The 23,495-nt window shown below is 65.0% G+C and carries 18 protein-coding genes; 12 read left to right on the forward strand and 6 right to left on the reverse strand.

From position 1 onward, the window contains the following. The first annotated feature begins 76 nt into the window (after positions 1-76). Positions 77-1,102, forward strand: coding sequence for an ABC transporter substrate-binding protein (locus ACMGT0_RS01935; RefSeq protein ID WP_054060964.1), 1,026 nt, complete (start codon positions 77-79; stop codon positions 1,100-1,102). Positions 1,103-1,156: 54 nt separating this feature from the next. On the opposite strand, the gene ACMGT0_RS01940 is transcribed toward ACMGT0_RS01935, so the two are convergent. Continuing rightward, positions 1,157-2,077 carry a LysR family transcriptional regulator gene (locus ACMGT0_RS01940; protein ID WP_054060965.1) on the reverse strand — a complete coding sequence of 307 codons (921 nt, stop codon included), beginning with the start codon at positions 2,075-2,077 and terminating at the stop codon, positions 1,157-1,159. A 182-nt stretch (positions 2,078-2,259) separates the two neighbouring features. On the opposite strand from ACMGT0_RS01940, the gene ACMGT0_RS01945 reads away from it, so the two are divergent. Next, on the forward strand, positions 2,260-3,168 hold the full coding sequence (locus tag ACMGT0_RS01945; protein ID WP_416771275.1) for a TauD/TfdA dioxygenase family protein: 909 nt from the start codon (positions 2,260-2,262) through the stop codon (positions 3,166-3,168). A 58-nt stretch (positions 3,169-3,226) separates the two neighbouring features. Here the strand turns inward: ACMGT0_RS01945 and ACMGT0_RS01950 are convergent, their stop codons facing one another. Continuing rightward, positions 3,227-4,831 (reverse strand): alkaline phosphatase family protein, encoded by a 1,605-nt coding sequence (locus tag ACMGT0_RS01950; RefSeq protein WP_416771276.1) that lies wholly within the window; start codon positions 4,829-4,831, stop codon positions 3,227-3,229. A 195-nt stretch (positions 4,832-5,026) separates the two neighbouring features. Continuing rightward, the gene (locus ACMGT0_RS01955; protein WP_416771278.1) at positions 5,027-5,974 is read right to left on the reverse strand and encodes a LysR family transcriptional regulator; all 948 of its coding nucleotides are present in this window, start codon (positions 5,972-5,974) and stop codon (positions 5,027-5,029) included. Positions 5,975-6,127: 153 nt separating this feature from the next. Here ACMGT0_RS01955 and ACMGT0_RS01960 point away from each other — a divergent pair, with 153 nt between their 5' ends. From ACMGT0_RS01960 to ACMGT0_RS01990, 7 genes are all read left to right on the forward strand, one after another. Continuing rightward, on the forward strand, positions 6,128-8,500 hold the full coding sequence (locus ACMGT0_RS01960) for a TonB-dependent receptor (protein WP_416771280.1): 2,373 nt from the start codon (positions 6,128-6,130) through the stop codon (positions 8,498-8,500). Positions 8,501-8,745: 245 nt separating this feature from the next. Further along, positions 8,746-9,570 carry an energy transducer TonB gene (locus ACMGT0_RS01965; protein WP_273825399.1) on the forward strand — a complete coding sequence of 275 codons (825 nt, stop codon included), beginning with the start codon at positions 8,746-8,748 and terminating at the stop codon, positions 9,568-9,570. Between the two features lie 41 nt (positions 9,571-9,611). Continuing rightward, positions 9,612-10,337: a MotA/TolQ/ExbB proton channel family protein gene (locus tag ACMGT0_RS01970; protein ID WP_054061567.1), complete on the forward strand. Its 726-nt coding sequence runs from the start codon at positions 9,612-9,614 to the stop codon at positions 10,335-10,337. A 1-nt stretch (position 10,338) separates the two neighbouring features. Next, positions 10,339-10,740, forward strand: coding sequence for an ExbD/TolR family protein (locus ACMGT0_RS01975; RefSeq protein ID WP_054061566.1), 402 nt, complete (start codon positions 10,339-10,341; stop codon positions 10,738-10,740). A gap of 320 nt (positions 10,741-11,060) precedes the next feature. Next, the gene (locus ACMGT0_RS01980) at positions 11,061-11,642 is read left to right on the forward strand and encodes an alpha/beta hydrolase (RefSeq protein WP_416771283.1); all 582 of its coding nucleotides are present in this window, start codon (positions 11,061-11,063) and stop codon (positions 11,640-11,642) included. A 56-nt stretch (positions 11,643-11,698) separates the two neighbouring features. Then, a complete protein-coding gene (locus tag ACMGT0_RS01985) occupies positions 11,699-12,595 on the forward strand; it encodes a sigma 54-interacting transcriptional regulator (RefSeq protein WP_054058287.1) in 897 nt (298 codons plus the stop codon). Positions 12,596-12,845: 250 nt separating this feature from the next. Beyond that, a complete protein-coding gene (locus ACMGT0_RS01990) occupies positions 12,846-13,628 on the forward strand; it encodes a MetQ/NlpA family ABC transporter substrate-binding protein (RefSeq protein ID WP_054058288.1) in 783 nt (260 codons plus the stop codon). Between the two features lie 290 nt (positions 13,629-13,918). Here the strand turns inward: ACMGT0_RS01990 and ACMGT0_RS01995 are convergent, their stop codons facing one another. Next, on the reverse strand, positions 13,919-15,079 hold the full coding sequence (locus tag ACMGT0_RS01995; protein ID WP_054058289.1) for an AAA family ATPase: 1,161 nt from the start codon (positions 15,077-15,079) through the stop codon (positions 13,919-13,921). 170 nt (positions 15,080-15,249) lie between these two features. Between ACMGT0_RS01995 and ACMGT0_RS02000 the strand changes: the two genes are divergently transcribed. From ACMGT0_RS02000 to ACMGT0_RS02010, 3 genes are read left to right on the forward strand one after another with little or no spacing between them, the layout of a single operon-like run. Beyond that, positions 15,250-16,350 (forward strand): efflux RND transporter periplasmic adaptor subunit, encoded by a 1,101-nt coding sequence (locus ACMGT0_RS02000; protein ID WP_416771287.1) that lies wholly within the window; start codon positions 15,250-15,252, stop codon positions 16,348-16,350. After that, entirely contained in the window at positions 16,347-17,417 is a 1,071-nt protein-coding gene (locus ACMGT0_RS02005) for an efflux RND transporter periplasmic adaptor subunit (protein WP_054060585.1), read from the forward strand. Before ACMGT0_RS02000 ends, ACMGT0_RS02005 begins: the two co-directional genes overlap by 4 nt. Beyond that, positions 17,414-20,467, forward strand: a complete 3,054-nt coding sequence (locus ACMGT0_RS02010; protein WP_054060584.1) for an efflux RND transporter permease subunit — start codon at positions 17,414-17,416, stop codon at positions 20,465-20,467. The genes ACMGT0_RS02005 and ACMGT0_RS02010 overlap by 4 nt, the downstream gene beginning before the upstream one ends. Positions 20,468-20,660: 193 nt before the next feature. On the opposite strand, the gene mgrA is transcribed toward ACMGT0_RS02010, so the two are convergent. Together mgrA and ACMGT0_RS02020 are read right to left on the reverse strand one after the other, a co-directional pair. Continuing rightward, positions 20,661-21,698, reverse strand: coding sequence for an L-glyceraldehyde 3-phosphate reductase (mgrA, locus tag ACMGT0_RS02015; protein ID WP_054060583.1), 1,038 nt, complete (start codon positions 21,696-21,698; stop codon positions 20,661-20,663). 451 nt (positions 21,699-22,149) lie between these two features. After that, a complete protein-coding gene (locus tag ACMGT0_RS02020; RefSeq protein WP_416771290.1) occupies positions 22,150-23,487 on the reverse strand; it encodes an LLM class flavin-dependent oxidoreductase in 1,338 nt (445 codons plus the stop codon). Positions 23,488-23,495 lie beyond the last annotated feature (8 nt).

The raw sequence follows: 23,495 nt of genomic DNA on the forward strand, positions 1-23,495 counted from the left end.
TTATTAGTATTTTATTGTTGGTGAGAACTGTGCCTACCTTCAGCGCCTCGAAGCCTGTCACCAAGGAGCACCCACCATGAAAACCCTGTTCAATGGCCGTCTTGCCCGGCTGTTCGCCACCCCTTTGCTGGCCGGCGTGCTGAGCGGCGTGTCGCTGTCTGGCGCAGCGGCCGAGGTCAGGGAGATCCGCATTGCGGTGCCCGACCTGAGCGCCGGCACCCAGCACAGCGGCGGGGGCGTGGTGGATGTGCTGCGCAGCCAGCAGATCCTGGAAAAGGCCTTTGCCGACCAGGGCATCAGGATCCAGTGGAATTTCTTCAAGGGCGCCGGCCCGGTGATCAACGAGGCGATCGCCAATGGTCAGGTGGACTTTGCCTATCTGGGCGACCTGGCGGCGATCATCGGCAAGTCCAACGGGCTGGATACGCGGCTGCTGAGTGCGACCGCACGCGGGGTCAAGCAGTACCTGGGCGTGGTGCCCGGTTCCGGGATCAATTCCCTGCAGGACCTCAAGGGCAAGCGCGTGGCGGTGTTCCGTGGCACCGCCTCGCAACTGTCCTTCGATGCCGCGCTGGCCAGCCAGGGCCTGAGCGAGAAGGACCTCAAGGTCATCAACCTGGACTTCAGCGCGGCGGTGGCGGCACTGGCGGCAAAACAGGTCGATGCGTCCTGGGGCGGTTCGAACCTGACGGCGTTGCAGGCCAAGGGCCTGGCCGAATTGCCGGTGACCACCAGGACCCTGGGCGGTGCGGGCAGCATCCAGAGTGTGCTGCTGGGCTCGGGAGCGTTCGTCGATGCCCACCCGGAGCTGGTCGCCCAACTGCTCAAGGCGCAACAGCAGGCGGTGGACTGGCTGACCCGGGAGGACAACAAGGACGCCTATGTGCAGCTGGTTTCCGGACTGGCGAGTTATCCACAGGTGATTCTGCAACAGGACCTCAAGGACGAGAAACTGAGCGAAATTTTCCCTTCGCAGCTGGACCCGGTCTTCCTCGGCAAGTTGCAGGATTCGGTGGACCTGGCGGCGCAGCAGAAGCTGATTCGCCGGCCGTTCAAGGTGACGGACTGGGTGGCGCCGAACCTGGCGGCGGCGGGGCTGTGATCAGCGTTGCTCTTTAGGGCTTGTCGCGGCGGCGAACCGCCGCGAACAGGACAGTCAGACCGCCACCCGTTCCTCCTGGCTATCCACAGCCACCAGCGTCTCGATCATCGCCCGCGCCGCCGGCGACAGCCGGAACCCGGTGCGGCTGACGATGCCGCAGCGCGCGCTCAGGTGCTCGATGTTTTGCGGCAGGTTGCGCCAATGCAGCTGTACCAGCGCATCCTTCTCCACATCCTCCTCGAACGCCTCCCGACTGCCCAGCCCAATGGCGTTGGAGCGGCGCACGATCTTCACCAGCGCCGGAAAATGCTCGGTCTCGATGTTCGGCGAAAAGTCCGTGCGCCCACTCAGATTCGCCAGCACCTTGCGAATGCCCGGCGGAATCAGCGTGGTCGCCAGCGGGTAGTCGAACATGTCGTTGGTCGACAGGCTTTCCTTGGCCAGCAACGGATGCCCCGGCCGGCAGAAGAACACCCCGCCACGGGGCCGCAGCGCCTGGGTCTGGAAATTCGGGTCGGCCTCGAAATGACGGATGTCGGCGATGAAGAACTCGATCTCCTCGCGGCTCAGGCTGCGGCTGAGCCGTTCCCAGTTATCCACACGGAAGCGCGTGTGCACCTTCGGGTGGGCGTTGAGGAACCGCGCCACCGCTTCCGGCACCAGCTTCACCGCCGGTGCCGGGCCACAACCGAAGCGCAACTCGCCGGCATCGAGCTTGGTCATCTGCGTCACTTCGGCACTGAGCAGCGCCGCGCCCTGCACCAGGCTCAGGGCGTGCTGCAGCACCACCTGGCCTTCGGGGGTGGGGCGCAGGTCCTTGTTGCCGCGGTCCACCAGCACGCAGCCGAACTCCTGCTCCAGCCCCTGGATACTGCGGCTGAAGGCCGGCTGAGTGATGCCCATGGCGTCCGCCGCACGGACAAAACTGCGGTGTTCGTTAAGGGCGATGAAGTAACGCAACTGGCGAAGATCCATATGCTTTCCCGGCATCCGAAAAATAGCTCGAAGGTATTTGCGACGAGCAGGGCTTGAGGTTTTAAATGCAAGCTCTTATTCCGTCAACGAAGCATGTCAATATCTATTAGATGTAAATGGAATATAGATAGAGCATTGCTTCGCGGCGGCTCCAACCGCAAGCAGTCGACGAGGGACCTTCCATGAGCAATGCCGCACTGGCTGTAAAACCCGCTGTACACGCCCTGGACATTCACCCGGTGGCCGGTCGGATCGGTGCCGAGATCCGTGGCGTCGCGTTGTCCGGTGACCTGGATGCCCGTGTCATCGAGGCGATCCAGCAGGCGCTGTTGCAGTACAAGGTGATCTTCTTCCGTGGCCAGACCCACCTCGACGACCAGAGCCAGGAGGCCTTTGCCCACCTGCTCGGCGAGCCGGTAGCGCACCCGACGGTGCCGGTGCGCGACGGCACCCGCTACCTGATGGAACTGGACGGCACCCAGGGCCAGCGGGCCAACTCCTGGCACACCGACGTGACCTTCGTCGACGCCTATCCGAAAGCCTCGATCCTGCGCTCGGTACTGGCCCCGGCGGTCGGTGGCGACACCGTGTGGGCGAACGCGGCAGCGGCCTACGAGGAACTGCCGGCGGAACTGCGCGAACTGGCGGACAAGCTCTGGGCGGTGCACAGCAACGAGTACGACTACGCCGGTCTGCGGCCGAACGTCTCGGCGCAGGCGCAGGAACGCTATCGCCAGGTGTTCACCTCCACTGTGTACGAAACCGAACATCCGGTGGTGCGCGTGCACCCGATCAGCGGCGAGCGCAGCCTGCTGCTGGGGCACTTCGTCAAGCGTATCAAGGGCTACCTGCCGGCGGATTCGGCGCATCTGTTCAGCGTGCTGCAGAGCCACGTGACGCGCCTGGAAAACACTGTGCGCTGGCGCTGGCAGACCGGTGACGTGGCGATCTGGGACAACCGTGCGACCCAGCACTACGCGGTCGACGACTACGGCACCCAGGCGCGCATCGTGCGCCGGGTGACGCTCAAGGGCGAGGTGCCGGTGGGGGTGCAGGGGCAGCGCAGCCAGACCCTTCGCGGGGCAAGCTGAAGACCATACCCCGATCGTTCCCACGCAGAGCGTGGGAACGATCAGTTCATCCCGCCAGTCACCAGACCCCGATCTGCACCACCTTCTCCGTCTCCGGCTCGCCATAGCGGAACCGCTGCCCACGCAGGTCGATCTCCTCATGGCTGATGGTGGTCCGGCGCTTGAGGCCGCGCAGCCAGTCGAGCAGATGGCCCAGGTGCTCCTCGCGCACCGCCGCGAACGCCGGGTCGGCGCCGAGGTCGTGCAACTCCTGTGGATCATTTTCCAGGTCGAACAACTGCGGACGGAAGCCGTCGTAGGCCAGGTATTTCCAGCGCTCGCTGCGCACCATGGTCATCCGGCAACGGTCGATCGGCTGGCCCAGTCGCTCCCGCGCCGGCGCCTGGAAGGCATAGTCGTATTCGGCGATGGCATAGCGGCGCCAGTCCGGCTGTTCGCCATGCAGCAGCGGTACCAGCGAACGCCCCTCCAGCCGATGCTCCGCCCCCGGCAGCCCCAGCGCGTCGAGAAAGGTCGGCAGCGCGTCGATGGTTTCCACCAGCCGCTCATCCACCGTGCCCCGGGTACTGTCCGCTGCCGCACGTGGGTCGCGCACGATCAGCGGCACGCCGACTGCAGGTTCGAGCAGGAACTCCTTCTCGCCGAGGAAGTGATCGCCGAGGAAGTCGCCGTGGTCGCTGGTGAAGACGATCAGTGTGTCGTCCCAGCGCCCGCTCTGCTGCAGCACATCGAACAGTCGTCCGAGCTGGTCGTCCACCTGCCTGATCAGGCCCATGTAGGTCGGCACCACGTTCAGGCGCACTTCGTCGCGGGAGAAGTTCAGGCTTTCCTCATGCTGGCGGAAGGCGTTGTACACCGGGTGGTCGCTGGCCGCGCCAGGCGCCGGGCGGACCGGCGCGATCACCTGCTCGCGCCCGTACAGCGCGTGATACGGCGCCGGGGCGATGTACGGCCAATGCGGCTTGATGTACGACAGGTGCAGGCACCAGGGCCGCTCGCCCTGTTCGCGGATGAAGTCGATGGCACGGTCGGTGGTGTACACGGTCTCCGAGTGCTGTTGGGGAATCCGCGCCGGCCGGTGGGCGTTGCGCATCTTCCAGCCGCTGAGGATTTCACCGTCGCTGCCTTCGGCGGCGTTGGCCCAGTCGTGCCAGGGATTCTCGCCGCTGTAGCCGAGTTTGCGCAGGTAATGGGTGTAGGGTGCCGATTCACGTTTGTCGGCGAACAGCGGGCTGTCGGGGTAGATGCCGTCGTGGCGCATCCAGGGTTCGAAGCCGACCTCGTTCAGCGGCTCGGCCTGCGGGCTGTCGGGGTCGATGGCCAACCGTTGCAGGGCGTCGAGATTGGGCGTGGCGTGGGTCTTGCCGACCAGTGCGGTGCGGATGCCGTGGGGCCGCAGGTAATCGCCGAGGGTCAGCTCCTCCAGCGGCAGCGGCACGGCGTTCCAGGCCACCTGGTGGCTGCTGACATAACGCCCGGTATAGGCCGACATCCGCGACGGGCCGCAGATGGTGCCCTGGGTATAGGCGCGGCTGAAACGCACGCCGGCGGCGGCCAGGCGGTCGATGTTCGGCGTGTGCAGGTGAGGGTGGCCGTAGCAGGACAGGTAATCGCGACGCAGCTGGTCGCACATGATGTAGAGCACGTTGCGCACGTGGGACATGGGGGTTCACCGCGGTGGAGGACAGGTAGGCGATTTCGCGGGCCGGGGCGGGTTTCGGCAAGTGCATTCGGTGACTGTTTTTCATGCATCCGGTGCATGGCGGTGGGGCATGAGGGCCTATTCGCGGGCAAGCCCGGCTCCTACAGGGTTCACGTACCGTATGTAGGAGCCGGGCTTGCCCGCGAATAGGTCATCTCAGACAGCCACCTGCTCCAGATTGCACACCTCACCCACCTCCACCGCATCCTCGCACTTGATCTGCTCGATCATCGCCTCGGCCAGCGGCGACAGCCGATAGCCGGCGCGGCTGACGATGCCGTAGCGGGTGTACAGCTCCTCCCGGTCATCGGCCAAGCCCTCGACCTTCAGCTTCACCAACTCACCCCGGGCATAGTCCCAGGCATCGCTGTTCTCCCCACAGATGCCGATGGCATCCGAGCGCAACACCACGCCGAGCAGGCTGAAGGCGCTCTCGCATTCCACCTGCGGGGTGAAGTCCGGTCGGCTGCTGAGGTCGGCGATCACCTTGCGCAGGTTCGGCGGGCGGATCGTCGAGGCCAGTGGATAACTCAGCAACTGCTCGGCCGTCACGCTTTCGCGGGACGCCAGCGGGTGCCCGGCGCGACAGCAGAAATACCATTTGCGTGGGCGCAGGCGCTGGGTCTGGTAGTCCGGATTGGCCTCGAAATAACGGGTATCGGCGACGAAAAACTCGAACTCGTCATTGAGCAGACGCTTGCCCAGGCTCTGCCAGTCATCCACCTGGAACTGTACCCGGGCCCTGGGGTAGCGGCCGATGAAATGGCCGATGGCCTGCGGGATCAGCCCCGAGGCCGGCGCCGGGCCGCAACCGAAGCGCAGCTCGCCGGCCTCCAGGCCGTTGAACTGGCTGATCTCGTTGGCCAGTTGCTGGGCGCCGCTGACCAGCCGCCGGGCATGTTCGAGCAGGACCTGGCCCTGTTTGGTCGGCGCCAGGTCCTTGCGGCCACGGTCCACCAACTGGCAGCCGGCACTGTGCTCCAGGGCCTGGATGCTGCGGCTGAAGGCCGATTGCGAGAGGTTCACCGCCAACGCGGCGGCGACGAAGCTGCGGTGCTCGGCTAGGGCAATGAAGTGGCGAAGTTGGCGCAGATCGATATGCATTTTTCACATAAAAAATATCGGGGAAATGCATTGGCTATGCATCCGCTCGACTCCTTATAAAGGCAATCTCTTATGCAGTAAATCTTTGTAAAAACATAAATAAATAACTTTAAAGAATATACAGGTTGTATATTTTTTGATCGGGAGCCGCCCATGACTTCGCCCAATCCAGCAGTGCACCACCCTTCCCGACGGCTCAAGCGCTTGCCCCTGGCCCTGTTGCTGGCGGGGAGCGCCAGCTGGTCGCTGGGCCATGCCGCCGAGAGCGAGACCCCGCAGGAGGCTGCGCCGGCCGCCACTACCAGCAAGGCCAAGTCCGACAGCGGGCGCCTGGACACCGTGACCGTCACCGCCCGGCGCCGTGAGGAGAGTTCGCAGAGCGTGCCCACGCCGATCAGTGTGGTCAGTGGCCAGGCCCTGGAAAGCCAGCGGGTCTATCGCATCCAGGACCTGCAGCAACTGGTGCCCAGCGTGAACGTTGCCTACATGCATGCGCGCCAGTCCAGCGTGTCGATCCGCGGCCTGGGCAACAACCCGGCCAGCGACGGCCTGGAAGGCAGCGTCGGGCTGTACATCGACAACGTCTACCTGGGGCGGCCGGGCATGGCGGTGTTCGACCTGATGGATATCGAACAGCTGGAAGTGCTGCGCGGCCCCCAGGGTACGCTGTTCGGCAAGAACACCACCGCCGGGGTGATCAACATCAACACCCGCGCGCCGAGTTTCACCCCGGAGCGCAGCATCGAGACGTCGGTGGGCGAGGACGGCTACTTCCAGACCAAGGGCAGCCTTTCCGGGCCGATCAACGACCAGTTGGCCGGGCGCCTGTCGGCCTATCGCACCCGCAGCGATGGCGACATCAGGAATGAGTACGACGGTCACGACCTCAACGGCGGCTCGCGCGACGGTTTCCGCGCGCAATTGCTGTTCAAGCCCAACGAGAACTTCAACCTGCGCTGGATCGGCGACTACAACGAGGAAGACTCCAGCGCCGGTACCCGCGTGCTGTACAGCACCGGGCCGACCATCAACGGCGTCAATCTCTACCAGTCACGGGCCGCTGCCGCCGGGGCGACCCTGGTCAATGGCGCGGATCGCAAGGTCAATCTCAATGGCCAGCAGCGGGTCACGGTGTTCCAGGGCGGCAGTTCCCTGGAGGCCAACTGGACCCTGCCCAGCGACTTCACCCTGACTTCGGTCAGTTCCTACCGCTGGTGGAATTTCACCCCACGCAACGACGACGGGCTCAACACCACCGCGTACTACAACGCCGGGGTCTCGGTGGAGGACAAGCAGTGGTCCCAGGAAATTCGCCTGGCCTCGCCCACCGGCGGCTTCTTCGACTATGTGCTGGGGGCCTACTACTTCGGCTCCAGGCTCGATAACAAGAGCTTCAACTACTACGGGCCCCAGGCCGATATCTGGAACGGCACCGCCACCGGTGCACTGAACAACGTCACCAGCATCGGCAACGGCCATATCGAAACCGACAGCTTCGCGCTGTTCGCCCAGGGCACCTGGCACCTGACCGAGCGCCTGGACTTCACCGCCGGTCTGCGTGGCAGCTACGAGGAAAAAAGCGCCTGGGTGACCCGTGATGCCCCGCTCGGCGGTGCCGCGGTGACCGGTGCCGCCGCCAACGCCCGGCGTGCCCGCGCCGGCGCCTACGACTCCGGCAACCTCAGCCAGTACAGCACCAGCCCGTCCGGCCTGCTCAACCTGAGCTATCGCTTCAGTGACGACCTGCTCGGCTACGCGACCCTGTCCCATGGCGAGAAGTCCGGCGGGGTGAACCTCGCGGTCGGCTCGGCACCCACCGCCGGTGCCGACTCACTGCTGATCGGCACCGAGCGGGCGAACAACGCCGAGCTGGGCTTCAAGAGCACACTGTGGGACAAGCGCCTGCAACTCAATGCCAACCTGTTCTGGACCCAGGTCAACGGCTACCAGACCAACGCCTACGACGACGCCAACCGCGTGCAGTACCTGACCAACGCCGGCTCGGTGCGCTCGCGCGGGGTGGAGGTCGAGAGCACACTGATTCCCGTGCGTGGCCTGACGCTCAACCTCAACGGTTCCTACAACGATGTGCGGTACTTGTCCTATAAGGATGCGCCATGCCCGCCGGAAGTCAGCCTGCGTCCGGGGGCACCGGCGTCCTGCGACCTTACCGGGCACCAGGTGGTCGGGGCCTCGAAGTGGATCGCCAATGCCAACGGCGAGTACAAGTGGAACCTGGAGAACGGCCTGGAACCCTACGTCACCGCCAGCTATGCGTTCCGCTCCAAGGCAGTGGGCACGGTCGAGGACTCCAGCTACGGGCAGATTCCCAGTTACGCCGTGGTCAACCTGTCCACCGGCCTGCGCGGCGATTTCAACCAGGGCCAGTGGGATGTCTCGCTGTGGCTGAAGAACGCCTTCGACAAGACCTACTACACCACCCTCTGGACCGCCAGCAACGGCGGCTATGAAGGCTTGCTCGGTACGCCGCGGACCCTGGGGGTGACCGGGCGTTATGACTTCTAGGTGTCCAGCCTGATGCCTTGGGGGAATATTTTTCATGCCTGAAAAGCATCGGTTTTTCACCGATAGGCTGCAGCCCTTGAAACACGCGGCCTTGCGCGGATCGGCAAAAACACATATTCACTTTAGGCATATCCATAACTTCAAAGATTACTTTAAGGACTAAGCAGCCTGCGGGGATCATCGACACCTCAAGGCCCCCACGTGCGCCGCGACGATTTTTAGCTGAAGACCGCAGGAGTGATTCAATGGGCAATGTCCAGACCGCTGCCAGTGCACACGAGGTGCTCTGGCGCCAGGCACCGGGTGGCGAGTTGGTCGATCTCGGCCGGCCGCACCGTGCGCCGCTGGGGCAACTGCGCCTGCAGAAAGCCCCCAAGGGCATTCTCAGCCGGCGCGAGGCGGTGTTGCTCGGGGCGTTCGCCCTGGTGCTGCATGGCGCGGTGATCTACTGGCTGAGCCAGCAGCAGACCCCGGTACTGCCAGTGGTACCGCCGCAAATCCCGCCGATGACCATCGAGTTCTCCCAGCCGGCACCGCCCGTGGTCGAACCGCCACCGCCGGTGCAGCCTCCGCCGCCACCTCCCGTGGTGGAGCCACCGCCACCGGTGGTCGACGAACTGGCGGCCAAGCCCGCGCCGCCCAAGCCGATCCCCAAGCCCAAGCCGAAACCGGTGCCCAAGCCTGAGCCGAAGCCTGTGCCCAAGCCGGTCGAGCAACCGCCCGCACCGCCGCAGCCCGCCGCGCCGCCCGCTCCACCGGCACCGCCGGCGCCGCCTGCTCCGGCCCCGGTGACGCCTGCGTCGGCCAACGCCGCGTACCTGAAGAACCCGGCGCCGGAATACCCGTCGCTGGCTCAGCGTCGCGGTTGGGAAGGCACGGTGGTGCTGCGGGTGCAGGTCCTGGCCAGCGGTAAACCGGGCGAGATACAGATTCAGAAAAGCAGTGGTCGCCAGCAACTCGACGACGCTGCCCTGGCAGCGGTGAAGCGTTGGAGCTTCGTCCCTGCCAAACAGGGCGATGTCGCCCAGGTCGGCTGGGTCAGCGTGCCCATCGACTTCAAGATCCACTGACCGGCCGCCAATGCGCTGAACGTTTTTAGAGGGAACACATCATGAGTTTACTGGCATCTCCACTTCAATCCATCGAAAGCGCGGTGATCTGGCTGCTGGTGGTCTTCTCCGTCGTCACCTGGGGCCTGGCGCTGCTCAAGGCGGTGCAGTTCGGTCGCCTGAAAGGCCAGGATCGGCGCTTCCACAAACAGTTCTGGGCCGCCTCCAGCCTCGACTCGGCCGCCGAGTTGAGCGAAACCCAGCCCGGTGCCGCAGCCCGTGTGGCCCAGGCCGGTTATGCGGCGATCCAGGTTGGTGACGGCAGCCATGCCGCCGACCTGAGCCAGGCGATCAACCACCAGGACCGTCTGGAGCGCGCCCTGCGTCAGCAGATCGTGCGTGAGCGACGCTCGCTGGAAACCGGCCTGGCGGTGGTCGCCAGTATCGGCAGTACCTCGCCGTTCATCGGTCTGTTCGGGACCGTGTGGGGGATCATGGAAGCCCTGAAAGGCATCAGCGCCGCCGGTTCCGCCAGCCTGGAAACCGTGGCCGGGCCGATCGGTGCCGCCCTGGTGGCAACGGGTGTCGGCATCGCCGTCGCCGTGCCGGCGGTGCTGGTCTACAACTACTTCCTGCGGCGTCTGAAGCTCACCGCCGCCGACCTCGACGACTTCGCCCACGACTTCTACAGCCTGGCGCAGAAGAGCGCGTTCCGCGTGCTGGTGCACCCGACCGCGAACAAGGGCGCTGCCCAGGGTTCGACGCAGAAAGTGAAGGAGGCGTCCTGACATGGCCTTTTCCACTCAAGACAGCGATGAAGTGCTGAGCGAGATCAACGTCACGCCGCTGGTGGACGTGATGCTGGTACTGCTGGTGGTGTTCATCGTCACCGCGCCGCTTTTGACCAACGCGATCCCGATCAACCTGCCCAAGACCGAAGCGGTGGCGCCGGTGGAGCAGAAGGACCCGCTGGTGGTGAGCATCGACGGCAACGGCAAGCTGTTCATCAACAAGGACGAGATCCAGCCCGACCTGCTGGAAACCAACCTCCAGGCAGCCAAGGCCAAGGACCCGGAACTGCGCGTGCAACTGCAGGCCGACAATGGCGTGAACTACGGCGAAGTGGCGCGAGCCATGGCCTCCATCGAGCGGGCGGGCATCACCAGGTTGTCGGTGATCACCGCACGCTGACCGCAACCGAACCTCGCGTTTCTCGGGCCGTTTCCTTGGCAGGGTGCGGCCCTTTTTTATTTCCGCCAGGCGTGTGCCGTCGGAGCTTCTGTAGGTGAGAGGCTTGTCGGGGCGGCGGATCGGCGTGAACCGCCGTAGGCCGCCATCAGAAACCGGATTGGATGGCCGCCCATGGGCGGTTCGCGGGCAAGCCTCGCTCCTACAAGGGGATGCTCTGATATTTCTTATTAGTATTAATAAATAGCTTCTTATTCCTTAACGAATATATCTCGCCTCCCTATACTCGATCAGGAACGCAAACGCTGGAGGAGGTGTACCCCATGCGCAACGAGTCGATTCGTTATCTGATCGTGCCGGGCTGGCAAGGATCGCCAGAAGATCATTGGCAAACCCATTGGCAGAACAGCCTGCCCAACAGCGCGCGGGTGGAACAGGCCGACTGGCTGACGCCCCGCCGCGAAGACTGGGTCGCGGCCCTGGCCGAAGCCATCGCCGCCGACAGCACGCCGGTGATCCTGATCGCCCACAGCCTGGGTTGCATCACCGTGGCCCACTGGGCCCGCACCGCGCCGGCGCACCTGCTGCATCAGGTCCAGGGGGCGCTGCTGGTGGCCCCGGCCGATGTCGAGCGGCCCGCTTGCGCGCCAGCGTTGCGTCATTTCGCGCCGATCCCGGACGATCCGTTGCCCTTCCCAAGCCAGGTCGTCGCCTCCGACAACGATCCGGCGGTCAGCGCCCCGCGTGCCCTGGAACTGGCCCGCCAGTGGGGCGCCGAGGCCGGCATCATCAGCGGTGCCGGGCACATCAACGTCAAGTCCGGCCACCAGCGCTGGGAGCAGGGATTCGCCTACCTGTATCGCCTGCAAACCCGCATGGAACACCATTCCCTGCGCCGCGCCTGAATGTCTTTCCTCGTTCAACGCCCCCGCCACCCGGCGGATCCGGGCGGGAGTCTGTCATGAGTCTGCATGAAACCTTCGGTCAGCCATTGCTGACCTTTCCCGATGCGGAGAAAAGTCCGCTGAGCATTCGCGCCAAGGCGCTGGTGTTCGTCGATCCGCGCTCGCGCCAACTGCGCGAGGAGCTTGAACAACTGGCGCCGAAGGCGCTGCCGGTATTGATCCGCGGCGAAACCGGCAGCGGCAAGGAGCTGCTGGCCCGGCATATTCACCGGGCCAGCGATCGGGGCGGGCTGTTCGTTTCGGTCAACTGCGGCGCCATCAGCCCGACCTATGCCGATGCCGAGCTGTTCGGCCATGCGGCCGGGGCCCACAGTGGCTCGGCGAGCAGCCGCGCCGGCTGGTTCGGCTCGGCCAATGGTGGCACCCTGTACCTGGACGAGATCGGCGACCTGCCGCTGCCGATCCAGATCAAGCTGCTGGCGGCCCTGGAGAACCATGAAGTCACCCGCGTCGGCGCACACCAGCCGAGCCCGGTGGACGTGCGGCTGGTCGCGGCGACCAGTATCGACCTGGCCCAGGCGGTCGCGGTGGGCAAGTTTCACGAACGGCTCTACAGTTACCTCAGCGAAGGCCGCCTGGAGCTGCCGGCGCTGCGCGAGCGGGTGGGCGACATCCTGTCGTTGGCCGAATATTTCCTCGGCATCTACAGCCAGCGGCTGAGCCTGCCGGTGCCGCTGATCAGTGAAAGCGCCCAGCGCGCCCTGGAACGCCACAGCTGGCCGGGCAATACCCGCGAGTTGGAGAACGTCATTCACTTCGCCCTGCTGGTCAGCAGTGGCGACGAGATCCTGCCGGAGCACCTGAACCTGCCGCAGCCGCTGGCGGTGATCGAGCACCTGCTTGCGGGCAGTTCGCCAGAGGAGCGGGCGGCGCTCAAGCGTCTGTTGGATTGATCGAACGTCTATGCTGTGGAGCGCTCATTCCTCCTGCGGCGTGTGCGTTCCCTGTGGCTTGCTCCTACAGGTGTGGTACAAGGCGGGAAAGCTGTATGAGCAAAATGGAATATGAAGATGAATAAAAGGTATTGTTCGGGAATAAAAAATCCCGGTATCTTCCATTCCATGCAAGCGATATCAAATTGCTTGCACCCCTCTTCTCCAGGCTGTCGTCGGTGACGACCGTGATTTTCGATAAGGACACTGCATGAAAAAGGTTCTGCTGTTTACTGCATTGGCGGCTGCTCTGACCGCTGGCCTGGCCCAGGCTGGGGAAAAACTGGTGGTGGCGGCCACGCCGATTCCGCACGCGGAAATCCTCGAACTGATCAAGCCGACCCTCGCCAAAGAAGGCGTGGATCTGGAAGTGAAGGTCTTCACCGACTACGTACAGCCCAACACCCAGGTCGCCGAGAAACACCTGGACGCCAACTACTTCCAGACCAAGCCTTACCTGGATGGCTTCAACAAGGGCAAGGGCACCAACCTGGTCACCGTGATCGGTGTGCACGTCGAACCGTTCGGCGGCTACTCGAAGAAGGTCAAGAGCCTGTCCGAACTGAAGGACGGCGCGACCATCGCGATCCCGAACGAAGGCAGCAACGCCGGCCGCGCCCTGCTGCTGTTGCAGAGCAAGGGCCTGATCGAGTTGAAGGACCCGAAAAACGCGCTGTCGACGCCCAAGGACATCGCCAAGAACCCACACAAGTTCAAGTTCAAGGAACTGGAATCGGCTCTGCTGCCACGGGTTCTGGACCAGGTCGACCTGGACCTGATCAACACCAACTACGCGCTGGAAGCCGGCCTGAACCCGGCCAAGGACGCCCTGCTGATCGAGGGTTCGGACTCGCCTTACGTGAACTTCCTGGTGGCCCGTCCTGACAACCAGAACAGCGACGCCATCCAGAAGCTGGCCAAGGCACTGACCAGCCCTGAAGTGAAGGCTTTCATCGATTCGAAGTACAAGGGCGCGGTGCTGCCGGCGTTCTGATCCAGCGACAACCCCTTCAAGGTTTGAACGCCGACGAGCGATTAGCGTCGGCGTTTTTTATGCCTGGGCGTTCACCGCCCGGCGCAACGCCACCAGCAGTTTGACGATGTCCTTTGGGTCGAGTTTTTGCGGCGCTTGTACCTGGGCCATAGTGTCTTCCTTGTTATGGAACGGTCACCGACCGGACCGTTTTCGTCCGTGCTTGGAGCGTTCTTCGCGGGAAAAGATCCGTACCCGCTGCAAGGAAAATAGCTGCCCGCCGACTATCCGGCAAATTCAGGATCGTCCGCTCAGTCCGGCCATTTCCAGGCCGGTTCGTCGAGCATGCCCTGGCCGACGATCTGGGTCTGGCCGAGCACCTTCTCCAGCACGATGGCGTTGCACGCCGAGTCCTGCTGCAAGGCCGCGATCAACCGGCTGGCATGGGACACTACCCACACCTGGCAGTGTTGCGACGCGCGGATGATCAGCCGTGCCAGCGCCGGCAGCAGGTCGGGATGCAGGCTGGTTTCCGGTTCGTTCAGCACCATCAGCGTCGGTGGCCGCGGTGTCAGCAGGGCCGCCACCAACAGCAGGTAGCGCAGGGTGCCGTCCGACAGTTCGGCGGCGGACAGCGGACGCAGCAGGCCGTCCTGGTGGAACTCGATGGCGAAGCGTGCGCCCGGCGCTACCGCGATGCCTAGTCGCGAGCCGGGGAAGGCGTCACTGATCGCTTCCTGCAGCGCCTGTGGATCACCGATCTCGATGATGGTGCGCAGCGCCGCCGCCAGATCGCGGCCGTCGTGATGCAGCACCGGTGTGCGTGTGCCCAGTTGTGGCTGGCGCACCGGTGCGTCGGCATCGCTGCGAAAGTGATCGTAGAAGCGCCAGCCGCGAATGTGCTCGCGCAGCAACAGCACCTCCGGCGAGCTGCGCAGGTTGCCGACCTGGTCGAACAGGCTGTCGAAGGTCGGCGTGTGCTGCGCCAGCACTTCCCAGCCCTGTTCGCCGCGGGCTTTCACCATCGGCCCGGAGCGATCCACCAGCAGGCTGGCCGGGCGATACAGGGCGCTGGCCCAGATGCATTCGCGCTTGATCTGCGGGTCGAGGGAAAACCAGGAGTTGCTCGGCTCCGGCAGCCCCAGGGAGATGGCGTAGCTGAAGTCTTCACCGGCAAAGCCCAGGCGCAGGCGCTTGGCCCCCTGGCGCACCACGCCCTGCACGTCGACCTCGCCATTGCGCATGCGTCGACTGATCGTCTCCGGGCCGGCCCAGAACGTCGAGTCCAGCCCGCCTTCGCGGGCCAGCGCGTTGACCACCCCACCCTGGGCGGTTTCCGCCAGTAGGCGCAGGGCGCGGTACAGGTTGGACTTGCCGCTGCCGTTGGGGCCGGTGATCAGGTTCAGGCGCTCCAGGGGCACCACCAGCTTGTTGATCGAGCGATAGTTGGCCACGGCGAGGGTCTTGAGCATGGGACGGGTCCTGGCGATTGAACCTCCAGTGTGCCCGATTGGCCGCCGCGAAACACCGATTCGCAGTCGCGCTGCCACAGATCAACGGCATCGTCGTGCAGAGACGGAACCCTGTTCTACGCTATCAGTCGTAACGACACTGCGAGTAGGTATTACGCGAAGGAGTGTGTATGAATGGGCGTCGAATGAAGTGGGAAGTCGCCTTGGTGTCGCTGGCGCTCCTGAGTGGTTGCGGCCATGAAAAACCTCCGGAACCGTTACGCCCGCGTGTCTTCGTCGAACAGGTTCAGCGCCAGGACTTCGGTGCCGCCGTCACCCTCACCGGCGATATCCAGGCGCGGGTGCAGACCGATCTGTCGTTCCGCGTCGGTGGCAAGATCATCCAGCGTAACGTCGATGTCGGCGCGCGAATCTCCGCCCGACAGGTGCTCGCCAAACTCGATCCCAAGGATCTGCAGACCAACGTCGACAGCGCCCAGGCCGAGGTCAACGCCCAGCAGGCGCGGGTACAGCAGACCAGCGCGGCGTTCGTCCGCCAGCAGAAGCTGCTGCCCAAGGGCTACACCAGCCGCAGCGAATACGATGCCGCCCAGGCCGGCCTGCTCAGCGCCAAGAGTGCGTTGACCGCGGCCCAGGCGCAACTGGCCAATGCCCGCGAGCAACTGGGCTACACCGCGCTGATCGCCGAGGCGCCCGGGGTGATCACCGCGCGCCAGGCCGAGGTCGGCCAGGTGGTGCAGGCGACCATGCCGATCTTCAGCCTGGCGCGCGATGGCGAGCGTGATGCGGTGTTCAATGTCTACGAGTCGCTGCTGGTGGAGCCGCCGCAGGACCAGCCGATCACCGTGACCCTGCTCGACAACCCGGCGATCAAGGCGGTGGGCAAGGTCCGCGAGGTGACCCCGGCGGTCTCCGCCCAGAGCGGCACGGTGCAGGTCAAGGTGGCCCTGGAGCCGTTGCCGGCCGGCATGGACCTCGGCTCGGTGGTCAGCGCCACCGTGACGGCGCCGGCCAAGGCCAGTATCGAACTGCCCTGGTCGGCCCTGACCAAGGACGTCAGCGAGCCCGCCGTGTGGCTGGTGGACGAGGCCGGCAAGGTCAGCCTGCGCCAGGTCAAGGTCGCGCGCTACCTGACCGGCCATGTCTTGATCGGCGAGGGCCTGCAGGGCGGCGAAAAGGTCGTGGTCGCCGGTGGGCAACTGCTGCATCCGGGGATGCTGGTGGAGATCGCCCAGCCATCGGCCCAGGTCGCCGGAGGGAACCCGCCATGAAGCGTCTGTCGCTGCTGTTGCTCGGTGGCCTGCTGGTCGCCGCCTGCTCGAAGCAGGAGCCGGCACCGGAACCGGTGCGGCCGGTGTTGTTCATCGAGGTCAGGCCGGAGTCGGTGCAGAGCCTCGGGCGGTTTGCCGGGAGCATCCAGGCCCGTTACGAGAGCACCCTGGGCTTCCGGGTCTCGGGGCGCATTGCCCGGCGCCATGTCGATGTCGGCAGCGAGGTGGCCCAGGGTGCGCTGCTGGCCAGCCTCGACCCGACCGATCAGCAGAACCAGTTGCGCGCCGCCCAGGGCGACCTGTCGCGCATCGAGGCGCAGTGGATCAATGCCCAGGCCAATGCCCGCCGCCAGCAGGAATTGTTCGACCGGGGCGTCGGTGCCCAGGCGCAACTGGACGTGGCCCAGACCGACCTGAAAACCACCAGCGCCTCCCGCGAACAGGCCCGTGCCTCGGTCGGCCAGGCCCAGGACCAGTTGGGCTACACCGAACTGCGCAGCGACCACGCCGCGGTGGTCACCGACTGGAAGGTCGAGGCCGGCCAGGTGGTCAGCGCCGGCCAGGAGGTGGTCACCCTGGCCCGGCCGGACGTGAAGGAAGCGGTGATCGACCTGCCGGCCGCCCTGGCCGACCAGTTGCGCGAAGGGGTCGAGTTCCGCGTCGCCAGCCAGCTCGACCCGAGCGTCAACACCACCGCCCGCCTGCGGGAAATCGAGCCCCAGGCCGACAGCGCCACCCGTACCCGACGGGCCCGGCTGACCCTGGCCGAAACCCCGGCGGCGTTTCGCCTGGGCACGTCGATCAGCGTGACCCTGAGCTCGGCCATCGAGCCGCGCACCCAGTTGCCGCTGTCGGCGCTGTGGGAGAGCCAGGGCAGGACGCAGGTCTGGATCGTCGACCCGCAGACCTCAACCGTCTCGCCCCGTGAGGTCAAGGTTGTCAGCCGCGAGGGCGAGACGATGCTGCTGGGCTCGGGGGTCAAGGCCGGCGAGAAGGTGGTGAGCGCCGGGGTGAACAGTCTCAAACCCGGACAGAAAGTCAGAATCGACGAGGAAAACCCACGATGAAAGGGAGTTTCAACCTGTCCGAGTGGGCACTCAAACACCAGTCGTTCGTCTGGTACCTGATGTTCGTCGCGCTGTTGATGGGGGTGTTCTCCTACATCAACCTGGGGCGCGAGGAAGACCCGTCCTTCACCATCAAGACCATGATCATCCAGACCAAGTGGCCCGGCGCCACGGTGGACGAGACCCTGGAACAGGTCACCGACCGTATCGAGAAGAAGCTCGAGGAACTCGACTCCCTCGACTATGTGAAGAGCTACACCCGGCCCGGCGAGTCGACGGTGTTCGTGTACCTGCGCGACACCACCAGCGGCAAGGACATTCCGGAAATCTGGTACCAGGTGCGCAAGAAGATCGACGACATCCGCGGCGAGTTCCCCCAGGACATCCAGGGCCCGGGTTTCAACGACGAGTTCGGCGATGTGTTCGGCTCGGTCTACGCCTTCACCAGCGACGGTCTGAGCATGCGCCAGCTGCGCGACTATGTGGAGCAGGTTCGCGCGCAGATCCGCGATGTGCCGGGGCTGGGCAAGATCGAGATGATCGGCGAGCAGAACGAGGTGCTCTACCTGAACTTCTCCACCCGCAAGCTGGCGGCCCTGGGCATCGACCAGCGCCAGGTGGTTCAGAGCCTGCAATCGCAGAACGCGGTGACGCCGGCCGGGGTGATCGAGGCCGGGCCCGAGCGCATCTCGGTGCGCGCGTCCGGGCAGTATGCCTCGGAGAAGGACCTGCAGGCGGTCAATCTCAAGCTCAACGATCGCTTCTACCGGCTGGCGGACATCGCCGAGATCAGCCGCGGTTACGTCGATCCGCCGACGCCGCTGTTCCGCTACAACGGCCAGACCGCCATCGGTCTCGGCATCGCCATGAAGAAGGGCGGCAATATCCAGGCGTTCGGCAAGGCCCTGCACGAGCGCATGGACAGCCTCACCGCCGACCTGCCGGTGGGGGTCGGCGTGCACAAGGTTTCCGATCAGGCCGAGGTGGTGGAGAAGGCCGTCGGCGGCTTCACCAGCGCGCTGTTCGAAGCGGTGATCATCGTGCTGGTGGTGAGCTTCGTCGCCCTCGGCCTGCGCGCCGGGCTGGTGGTGGCCTGCTCGATCCCGCTGGTGCTGGCGATGGTCTTCGTGTTCATGGAGTACAGCGGCATCACCATGCAGCGCATCTCCCTCGGCGCGTTGATCATCGCCCTTGGCCTGCTGGTGGACGATGCGATGATCACCGTGGAGATGATGGTCACCCGGCTGGAAAAGGGCGACAGCAAGGAACAGGCGGCAACCTTCGCCTACACTTCCACGGCCTTTCCGATGCTCACCGGGACCCTGGTGACCGTCGCCGGCTTCGTGCCCATCGGCCTCAACGCCAGCTCGGCCGGCGAGTACACCTTCACCCTGTTCGCGGTGATCGCGGTGGCGATGCTGGTGTCGTGGATCGTCGCGGTACTGTTCGCCCCGGTGATCGGCGTGCACATTCTCAGCGAGCAGGTGAAGGCCCACGACAGTGGCAATGGCCGGGTGGCCCGGGCCTTCAACGCCGGGCTGCTATGGTCGCTGCGCAATCGCTGGTGGGCCATCGGCCTGACGGTGCTGATCTTCGCCCTGTCGGTGTTCGGCATGCGCTTCGTGCAGAACCAGTTCTTCCCGTCCTCGGACCGCCCGGAGATCCTGGTGGACCTCAACCTGCCGCAGAACGCCTCGATCAACGAGACCCGCAAGGCGGTGGACCGGCTGGAGGCCAGCCTCAAGGACGACCCGGACATCCTGCGCTGGAGCACCTACATCGGCGAGGGCGCGATCCGCTTCTACCTGCCGCTCGACCAGCAGTTGCAGAACCCCTACTACGCGCAGTTGATCATCGTCAGCAAGGGCCTGGAGCAGCGCGCGGCGTTGATGGATCGGCTGAACAAGCGCCTGCGTGACGACTTCGTCGGCATCGGCAGCTTCGTCCAGACCCTGGAGATGGGCCCGCCGGTGGGGCGGCCGCTGCAGTACCGGGTCAGCGGCAAGGACATCGACCAGGTGCGCAAGCACGCCATCGAGCTGGCGACGATCCTCGACCGCAACCCCAATGTCGGCGAGACCATCTACGACTGGAACGAGCCGGGCAAGGTCCTGCGCATCGACATCGCCCAGGACAAGGCACGACAGTTCGGCCTGTCGTCCGAGGACGTCGCCAAGCTGATGAACACCATCGTCAGCGGCGCGCCGGTGACCCAGGTGAAAGACGACATCTACCTGATCAACGTGGTCGGGCGTGCGATAGACAGCGAGCGCGGTACGCCGGAAACCCTGCAGAACCTGCAGATCGTCACACCCAACGGCACCTCGATCCCGCTGCTGGCGTTCGCCACGGTGCGCTATGAGCTGGAGCAGCCGCTGGTCTGGCGGCGCGATCGGCTGCCGACCATCACCCTCAAGGCCGGCGTGCGCGGCGGCATCCAGCCGACCGACCTGGTGCGGCAACTGAAGCCGGATATAGACCGGTTCGCCGCCGGCCTGCCGGCGGGCTACAAGGTGGTCACCGGCGGTACGGTGGAGGAGAGCGGCAAGGCCCAGGGGCCGATTGCCCAGGTGGTGCCGCTGATGCTGTTCCTCATGGCGACCTTCCTGATGATCCAGCTGCACAGCGTGCAGAAGATGTTCCTGGTGGCCAGCGTTGCGCCGCTGGGGCTGATCGGCGTGGTATTGGCGCTGGTGCCGACCGGCACGCCGATGGGTTTCGTGGCGATCCTCGGGATTCTCGCGCTGATCGGCATCATCATTCGCAACTCGGTGATACTGGTGACCCAGATCGACGAATACGAGCGCAATGGCTACGAGCCGTGGGACGCGGTGGTGGAAGCGACCGAACACCGACGGCGGCCGATCCTGCTGACGGCGGCGGCGGCGAGCCTGGGGATGATCCCGATTGCCCGGGAAGTGTTCTGGGGGCCGATGGCCTACGCGATGATCGGCGGCATTGTCGCGGCGACGGTGCTGACGCTGATGTTCCTGCCGGCGCTGTATGTGGCGTGGTACCGGATTCGCGAGCCGAAACGCGACGCGGCCTGAGGCCTGGTATGGCATCCACCCGGTGCTGGACTGCGCCCGCGATATTGTAGGAGCGCGGCTTGCCCGCGAAGGGGCCTCAAGGGCGCTAAAACCTTCGCGGGCAAGTCGGGTGGCCGCACCGCCTGCGCCTGCAGGGTGGTGCCAAACGGGGAGGTTGCCTGCGCCCGCGATGAGGGGGCGGGGCGGGCGACAATCATTCGGCCGTCGACGGCTTCTCCCACAAGTTGATCCCGCCTTCCCGGGCAAAGCGGTCGATCTCCGCCAGTTCCTCCTGGCTGAACGCCAGGTTCTGCAACGCCCCGACGTTCTCGACGATCTGCTCCGGCCGGCTCGCGCCGATCAGCGCCGAGGTCACCCGTGGATCACGCAGGGTCCAGGCCAGGGCCAGTTGCGCCACACTCTGGCCGCGGCGCCTGGCGATTTCGCTGAGGGCGCGGACATGGGCGATGTTCTGCTCGGACAGGTGCGACTCGCGCAGCGAGCCACCGCCCGGACGGTTGATCCGCGCGTCCTGCGGAATGCCGTTGAGGTACTTGTCGGTCAGCAGCCCCTGGGCCAGCGGGGTGAAGGCGATCACGCCGGTACCCAGCTCCTCGACGGTGTCCAGCAGGTCCTTTTCCACCCAGCGGTTGAGCAGGTTGTAGGCCGGCTGGTGGATCAGCAGCGGGACTTTCCATTCCTTGAGCAGGGCCGCGATCTCGCGGGTTTTCACCCCGGAATACGACGAGATGCCGATGTACAGCGCCTTGCCCTGCTGCACGGCGGTGGCCAGGGCGCTGGCGGTTTCTTCCAGTGGCGTGTCCGGGTCGAAGCGGTGCGAGTAGAAGATATCCACATAGTCCAGGCCCAGGCGCTGCAGGCTCTGGTCGAGGCTGGCGAGCACGTATTTGCGCGATCCGCCGCCCTGGCCGTAGGGGCCGGGCCACATGTCCCAGCCGGCCTTGCTGGAGATGATCAGCTCGTCGCGGTACTGCCTGAAATCCTCGCGCAGCAGGCGGCCGAAGTTGATTTCGGCACTGCCGTAGGGCGGGCCGTAGTTGTTCGCCAGGTCGAAGTGGTTGATGCCCAGGTCGAAGGCGGTGCGCAGCAGGGCGCGCTGGGTGTCGATCGGCGTGCTGTCGCCGAAGTTGTGCCACAGCCCCAGGGACAGCGCCGGCAGCACCAGGCCGCTGCGCCCGACGCGGCGGTAGGGGATGGAGTCGTAGCGGTTTTCGGCAGCTTGATAAGTCATCGAATCCTCTCTCATTGCGCGGAAAATTTCACAGGGCAGCGCCCACTTCTATTGCGGTCCGGATCAACCAGCATACGCCTTGGACAGACCACACCTATCTCGGATTCGATCCGTGACTGAAACGTTTCATGTTTTTCCGGATTTCGGTCCGGGCGTGTCGTCGCTCGCGCAAATTTCCTGGCCGGCGAATTTCTGCCTGCTCCGAAAATTTGCGCTTGACTTTCAATTTTCCATGGTTGGGTAATTTTTGGTCAGTACAAGTTAGTACATACCTGCTTACTTTTGACCCTCCGGCGAAACTTCGTTTTTGCCCAGCAATCTATAGAAGATTCAAAAAGTTACAGTCAGTATAAGTACTACGTATTACGATATAGTACGATTTGGTGACTGATCTTGCTCAAAAAATGATCAAATCGTCGTCCGGCAGCGTTTTTCTGGCCTGCGGCCAGCCCTACAAAGGTAGTGCAAAGCGGTTTGCCGGCCGCTCCAACCCCAGGTGTTCACGCAACGTGGTGCCCTGGTACTCGCGGCGGAACAGCCCGCGGCGCTGCAGTTCCGGCACCACGTGGGTGGCGAAGTCCTCCAGCCCGCCCGGCAGGTGCGGTACCAGTACATTGAAGCCGTCCGCCGCGCCCTGTTCGAACCAGGCCTGCAACTCGTCGGCGATCCGTGTCGGTGTACCGACCAGGCTGTAGTGCCCACGGCCACCGGCGATGCGTCGGCCCAGTTGCGCCAGGGTCAGGTTTTCCGTGCCGGCCAGTTCGGTCAGCAGTTTCTGCCGGCTCTGCTGGCCGCTGTCGGTCAGCGGCAGCTCGGGCAACGGGCCGTCCAGTGGATAGCCCGACAGGTCGAAGTTGCCCAGCATGCGCCCGAGCAGGGCGACCCCGACCTGCGGCTCGACCAGTGCCTGGAACGCCTCGTGTTTCTCCCGGGCTTCGCTCTCGCTCTGGCCGACCACGACGAACACGCCCGGCATGATCTTCAGAGCCTCTGCCGAGCGGTTGGAGCGCGCCAGGCGGCCCTTGAGGTCAGCGTAGAACGCCTGGGCCCGGGCCAGGGAGGACTGCGCGGTGAACACCACTTCGGCGGTTTGCGCGGCCAGTTCCAGGCCGGTCTGCGACGAGCCGGCCTGGACGATCACCGGTTGGCCCTGGGGTGAGCGGGCGACGTTCAGCGGGCCGCGGACGCGGAAGTGTTCGCCCTGGTGATCGAGCACGTGCAGCTTGGCCGGGTCGTAGTACTGGCCGCTGGACTTGTCGCGGCTGAAGGCGTCGTCCTCCCAGCTGTCCCACAGGCCGGTGACCACTTGGTGGAACTCGCGGGCCCGCGCATAACGCTCTGCGTGACTGATGTGTTCGCTGCGGCCGAAATTCAGCGCTTCGGCGGCGGCGTCCGAGGTCACCAGGTTCCAGCCGGCGCGTCCGCCCGACAGGTGATCCAGCGAGGCGAACTTGCGGGCCACGTGGTACGGCTCGTTGTAGCTGGTGGTGGCGGTGGCGATCAGGCCGATGCGTTCGGTCACCGCGCTGAGTGCCGAGAGCAGGGTCAGCGGCTCGAAGTGATCCGAGCGGGCCATGCGGCTGGCGATTTCACCTTCGGCGGCGGCGACGCTGTCGGCCACGAACAGGGCGTCGAACTTCGCCGCCTCGGCGATGCGCGCCAACTGCTTGTAGTGGGCGAAGTTCAGGCCGGCGGTGGCCGGCACCTCCGGGTGACGCCAGGCGGCGACGTGGTGCCCGGTGGCCATCAGGAAGGCACCGAGTTTCAACTGGCGCGGAGTTTGGGTCATGGCAGGTT

The sequence above is a fragment of the Pseudomonas sp. RHF3.3-3 genome (assembly GCF_048069595.1).
Classification (GTDB): Bacteria; Pseudomonadota; Gammaproteobacteria; order Pseudomonadales; family Pseudomonadaceae; genus Aquipseudomonas; species Aquipseudomonas fuscovaginae_B.

What these genes read in the sequence shown, in the direction of transcription:
- ACMGT0_RS01935 (WP_054060964.1), top strand. Translation starts at nt 77, where the DNA reads ATGAAAACCCTGTTCAATGGCCGTCTTGCCCGGCTGTTCGCCACCCCT.
- ACMGT0_RS01940 (WP_054060965.1), bottom strand. Translation starts at nt 2,077, where the DNA reads ATGGATCTTCGCCAGTTGCGTTACTTCATCGCCCTTAACGAACACCGC.
- ACMGT0_RS01945 (WP_416771275.1), top strand. Translation starts at nt 2,260, where the DNA reads ATGAGCAATGCCGCACTGGCTGTAAAACCCGCTGTACACGCCCTGGAC.
- ACMGT0_RS01950 (WP_416771276.1), bottom strand. Translation starts at nt 4,831, where the DNA reads ATGTCCCACGTGCGCAACGTGCTCTACATCATGTGCGACCAGCTGCGT.
- ACMGT0_RS01955 (WP_416771278.1), bottom strand. Translation starts at nt 5,974, where the DNA reads ATGCATATCGATCTGCGCCAACTTCGCCACTTCATTGCCCTAGCCGAG.
- ACMGT0_RS01960 (WP_416771280.1), top strand. Translation starts at nt 6,128, where the DNA reads ATGACTTCGCCCAATCCAGCAGTGCACCACCCTTCCCGACGGCTCAAG.
- ACMGT0_RS01965 (WP_273825399.1), top strand. Translation starts at nt 8,746, where the DNA reads ATGGGCAATGTCCAGACCGCTGCCAGTGCACACGAGGTGCTCTGGCGC.
- ACMGT0_RS01970 (WP_054061567.1), top strand. Translation starts at nt 9,612, where the DNA reads ATGAGTTTACTGGCATCTCCACTTCAATCCATCGAAAGCGCGGTGATC.
- ACMGT0_RS01975 (WP_054061566.1), top strand. Translation starts at nt 10,339, where the DNA reads ATGGCCTTTTCCACTCAAGACAGCGATGAAGTGCTGAGCGAGATCAAC.
- ACMGT0_RS01980 (WP_416771283.1), top strand. Translation starts at nt 11,061, where the DNA reads ATGCGCAACGAGTCGATTCGTTATCTGATCGTGCCGGGCTGGCAAGGA.
- ACMGT0_RS01985 (WP_054058287.1), top strand. Translation starts at nt 11,699, where the DNA reads ATGAGTCTGCATGAAACCTTCGGTCAGCCATTGCTGACCTTTCCCGAT.
- ACMGT0_RS01990 (WP_054058288.1), top strand. Translation starts at nt 12,846, where the DNA reads ATGAAAAAGGTTCTGCTGTTTACTGCATTGGCGGCTGCTCTGACCGCT.
- ACMGT0_RS01995 (WP_054058289.1), bottom strand. Translation starts at nt 15,079, where the DNA reads ATGCTCAAGACCCTCGCCGTGGCCAACTATCGCTCGATCAACAAGCTG.
- ACMGT0_RS02000 (WP_416771287.1), top strand. Translation starts at nt 15,250, where the DNA reads ATGAATGGGCGTCGAATGAAGTGGGAAGTCGCCTTGGTGTCGCTGGCG.
- ACMGT0_RS02005 (WP_054060585.1), top strand. Translation starts at nt 16,347, where the DNA reads ATGAAGCGTCTGTCGCTGCTGTTGCTCGGTGGCCTGCTGGTCGCCGCC.
- ACMGT0_RS02010 (WP_054060584.1), top strand. Translation starts at nt 17,414, where the DNA reads ATGAAAGGGAGTTTCAACCTGTCCGAGTGGGCACTCAAACACCAGTCG.
- mgrA (WP_054060583.1), bottom strand. Translation starts at nt 21,698, where the DNA reads ATGACTTATCAAGCTGCCGAAAACCGCTACGACTCCATCCCCTACCGC.
- ACMGT0_RS02020 (WP_416771290.1), bottom strand. Translation starts at nt 23,487, where the DNA reads ATGACCCAAACTCCGCGCCAGTTGAAACTCGGTGCCTTCCTGATGGCC.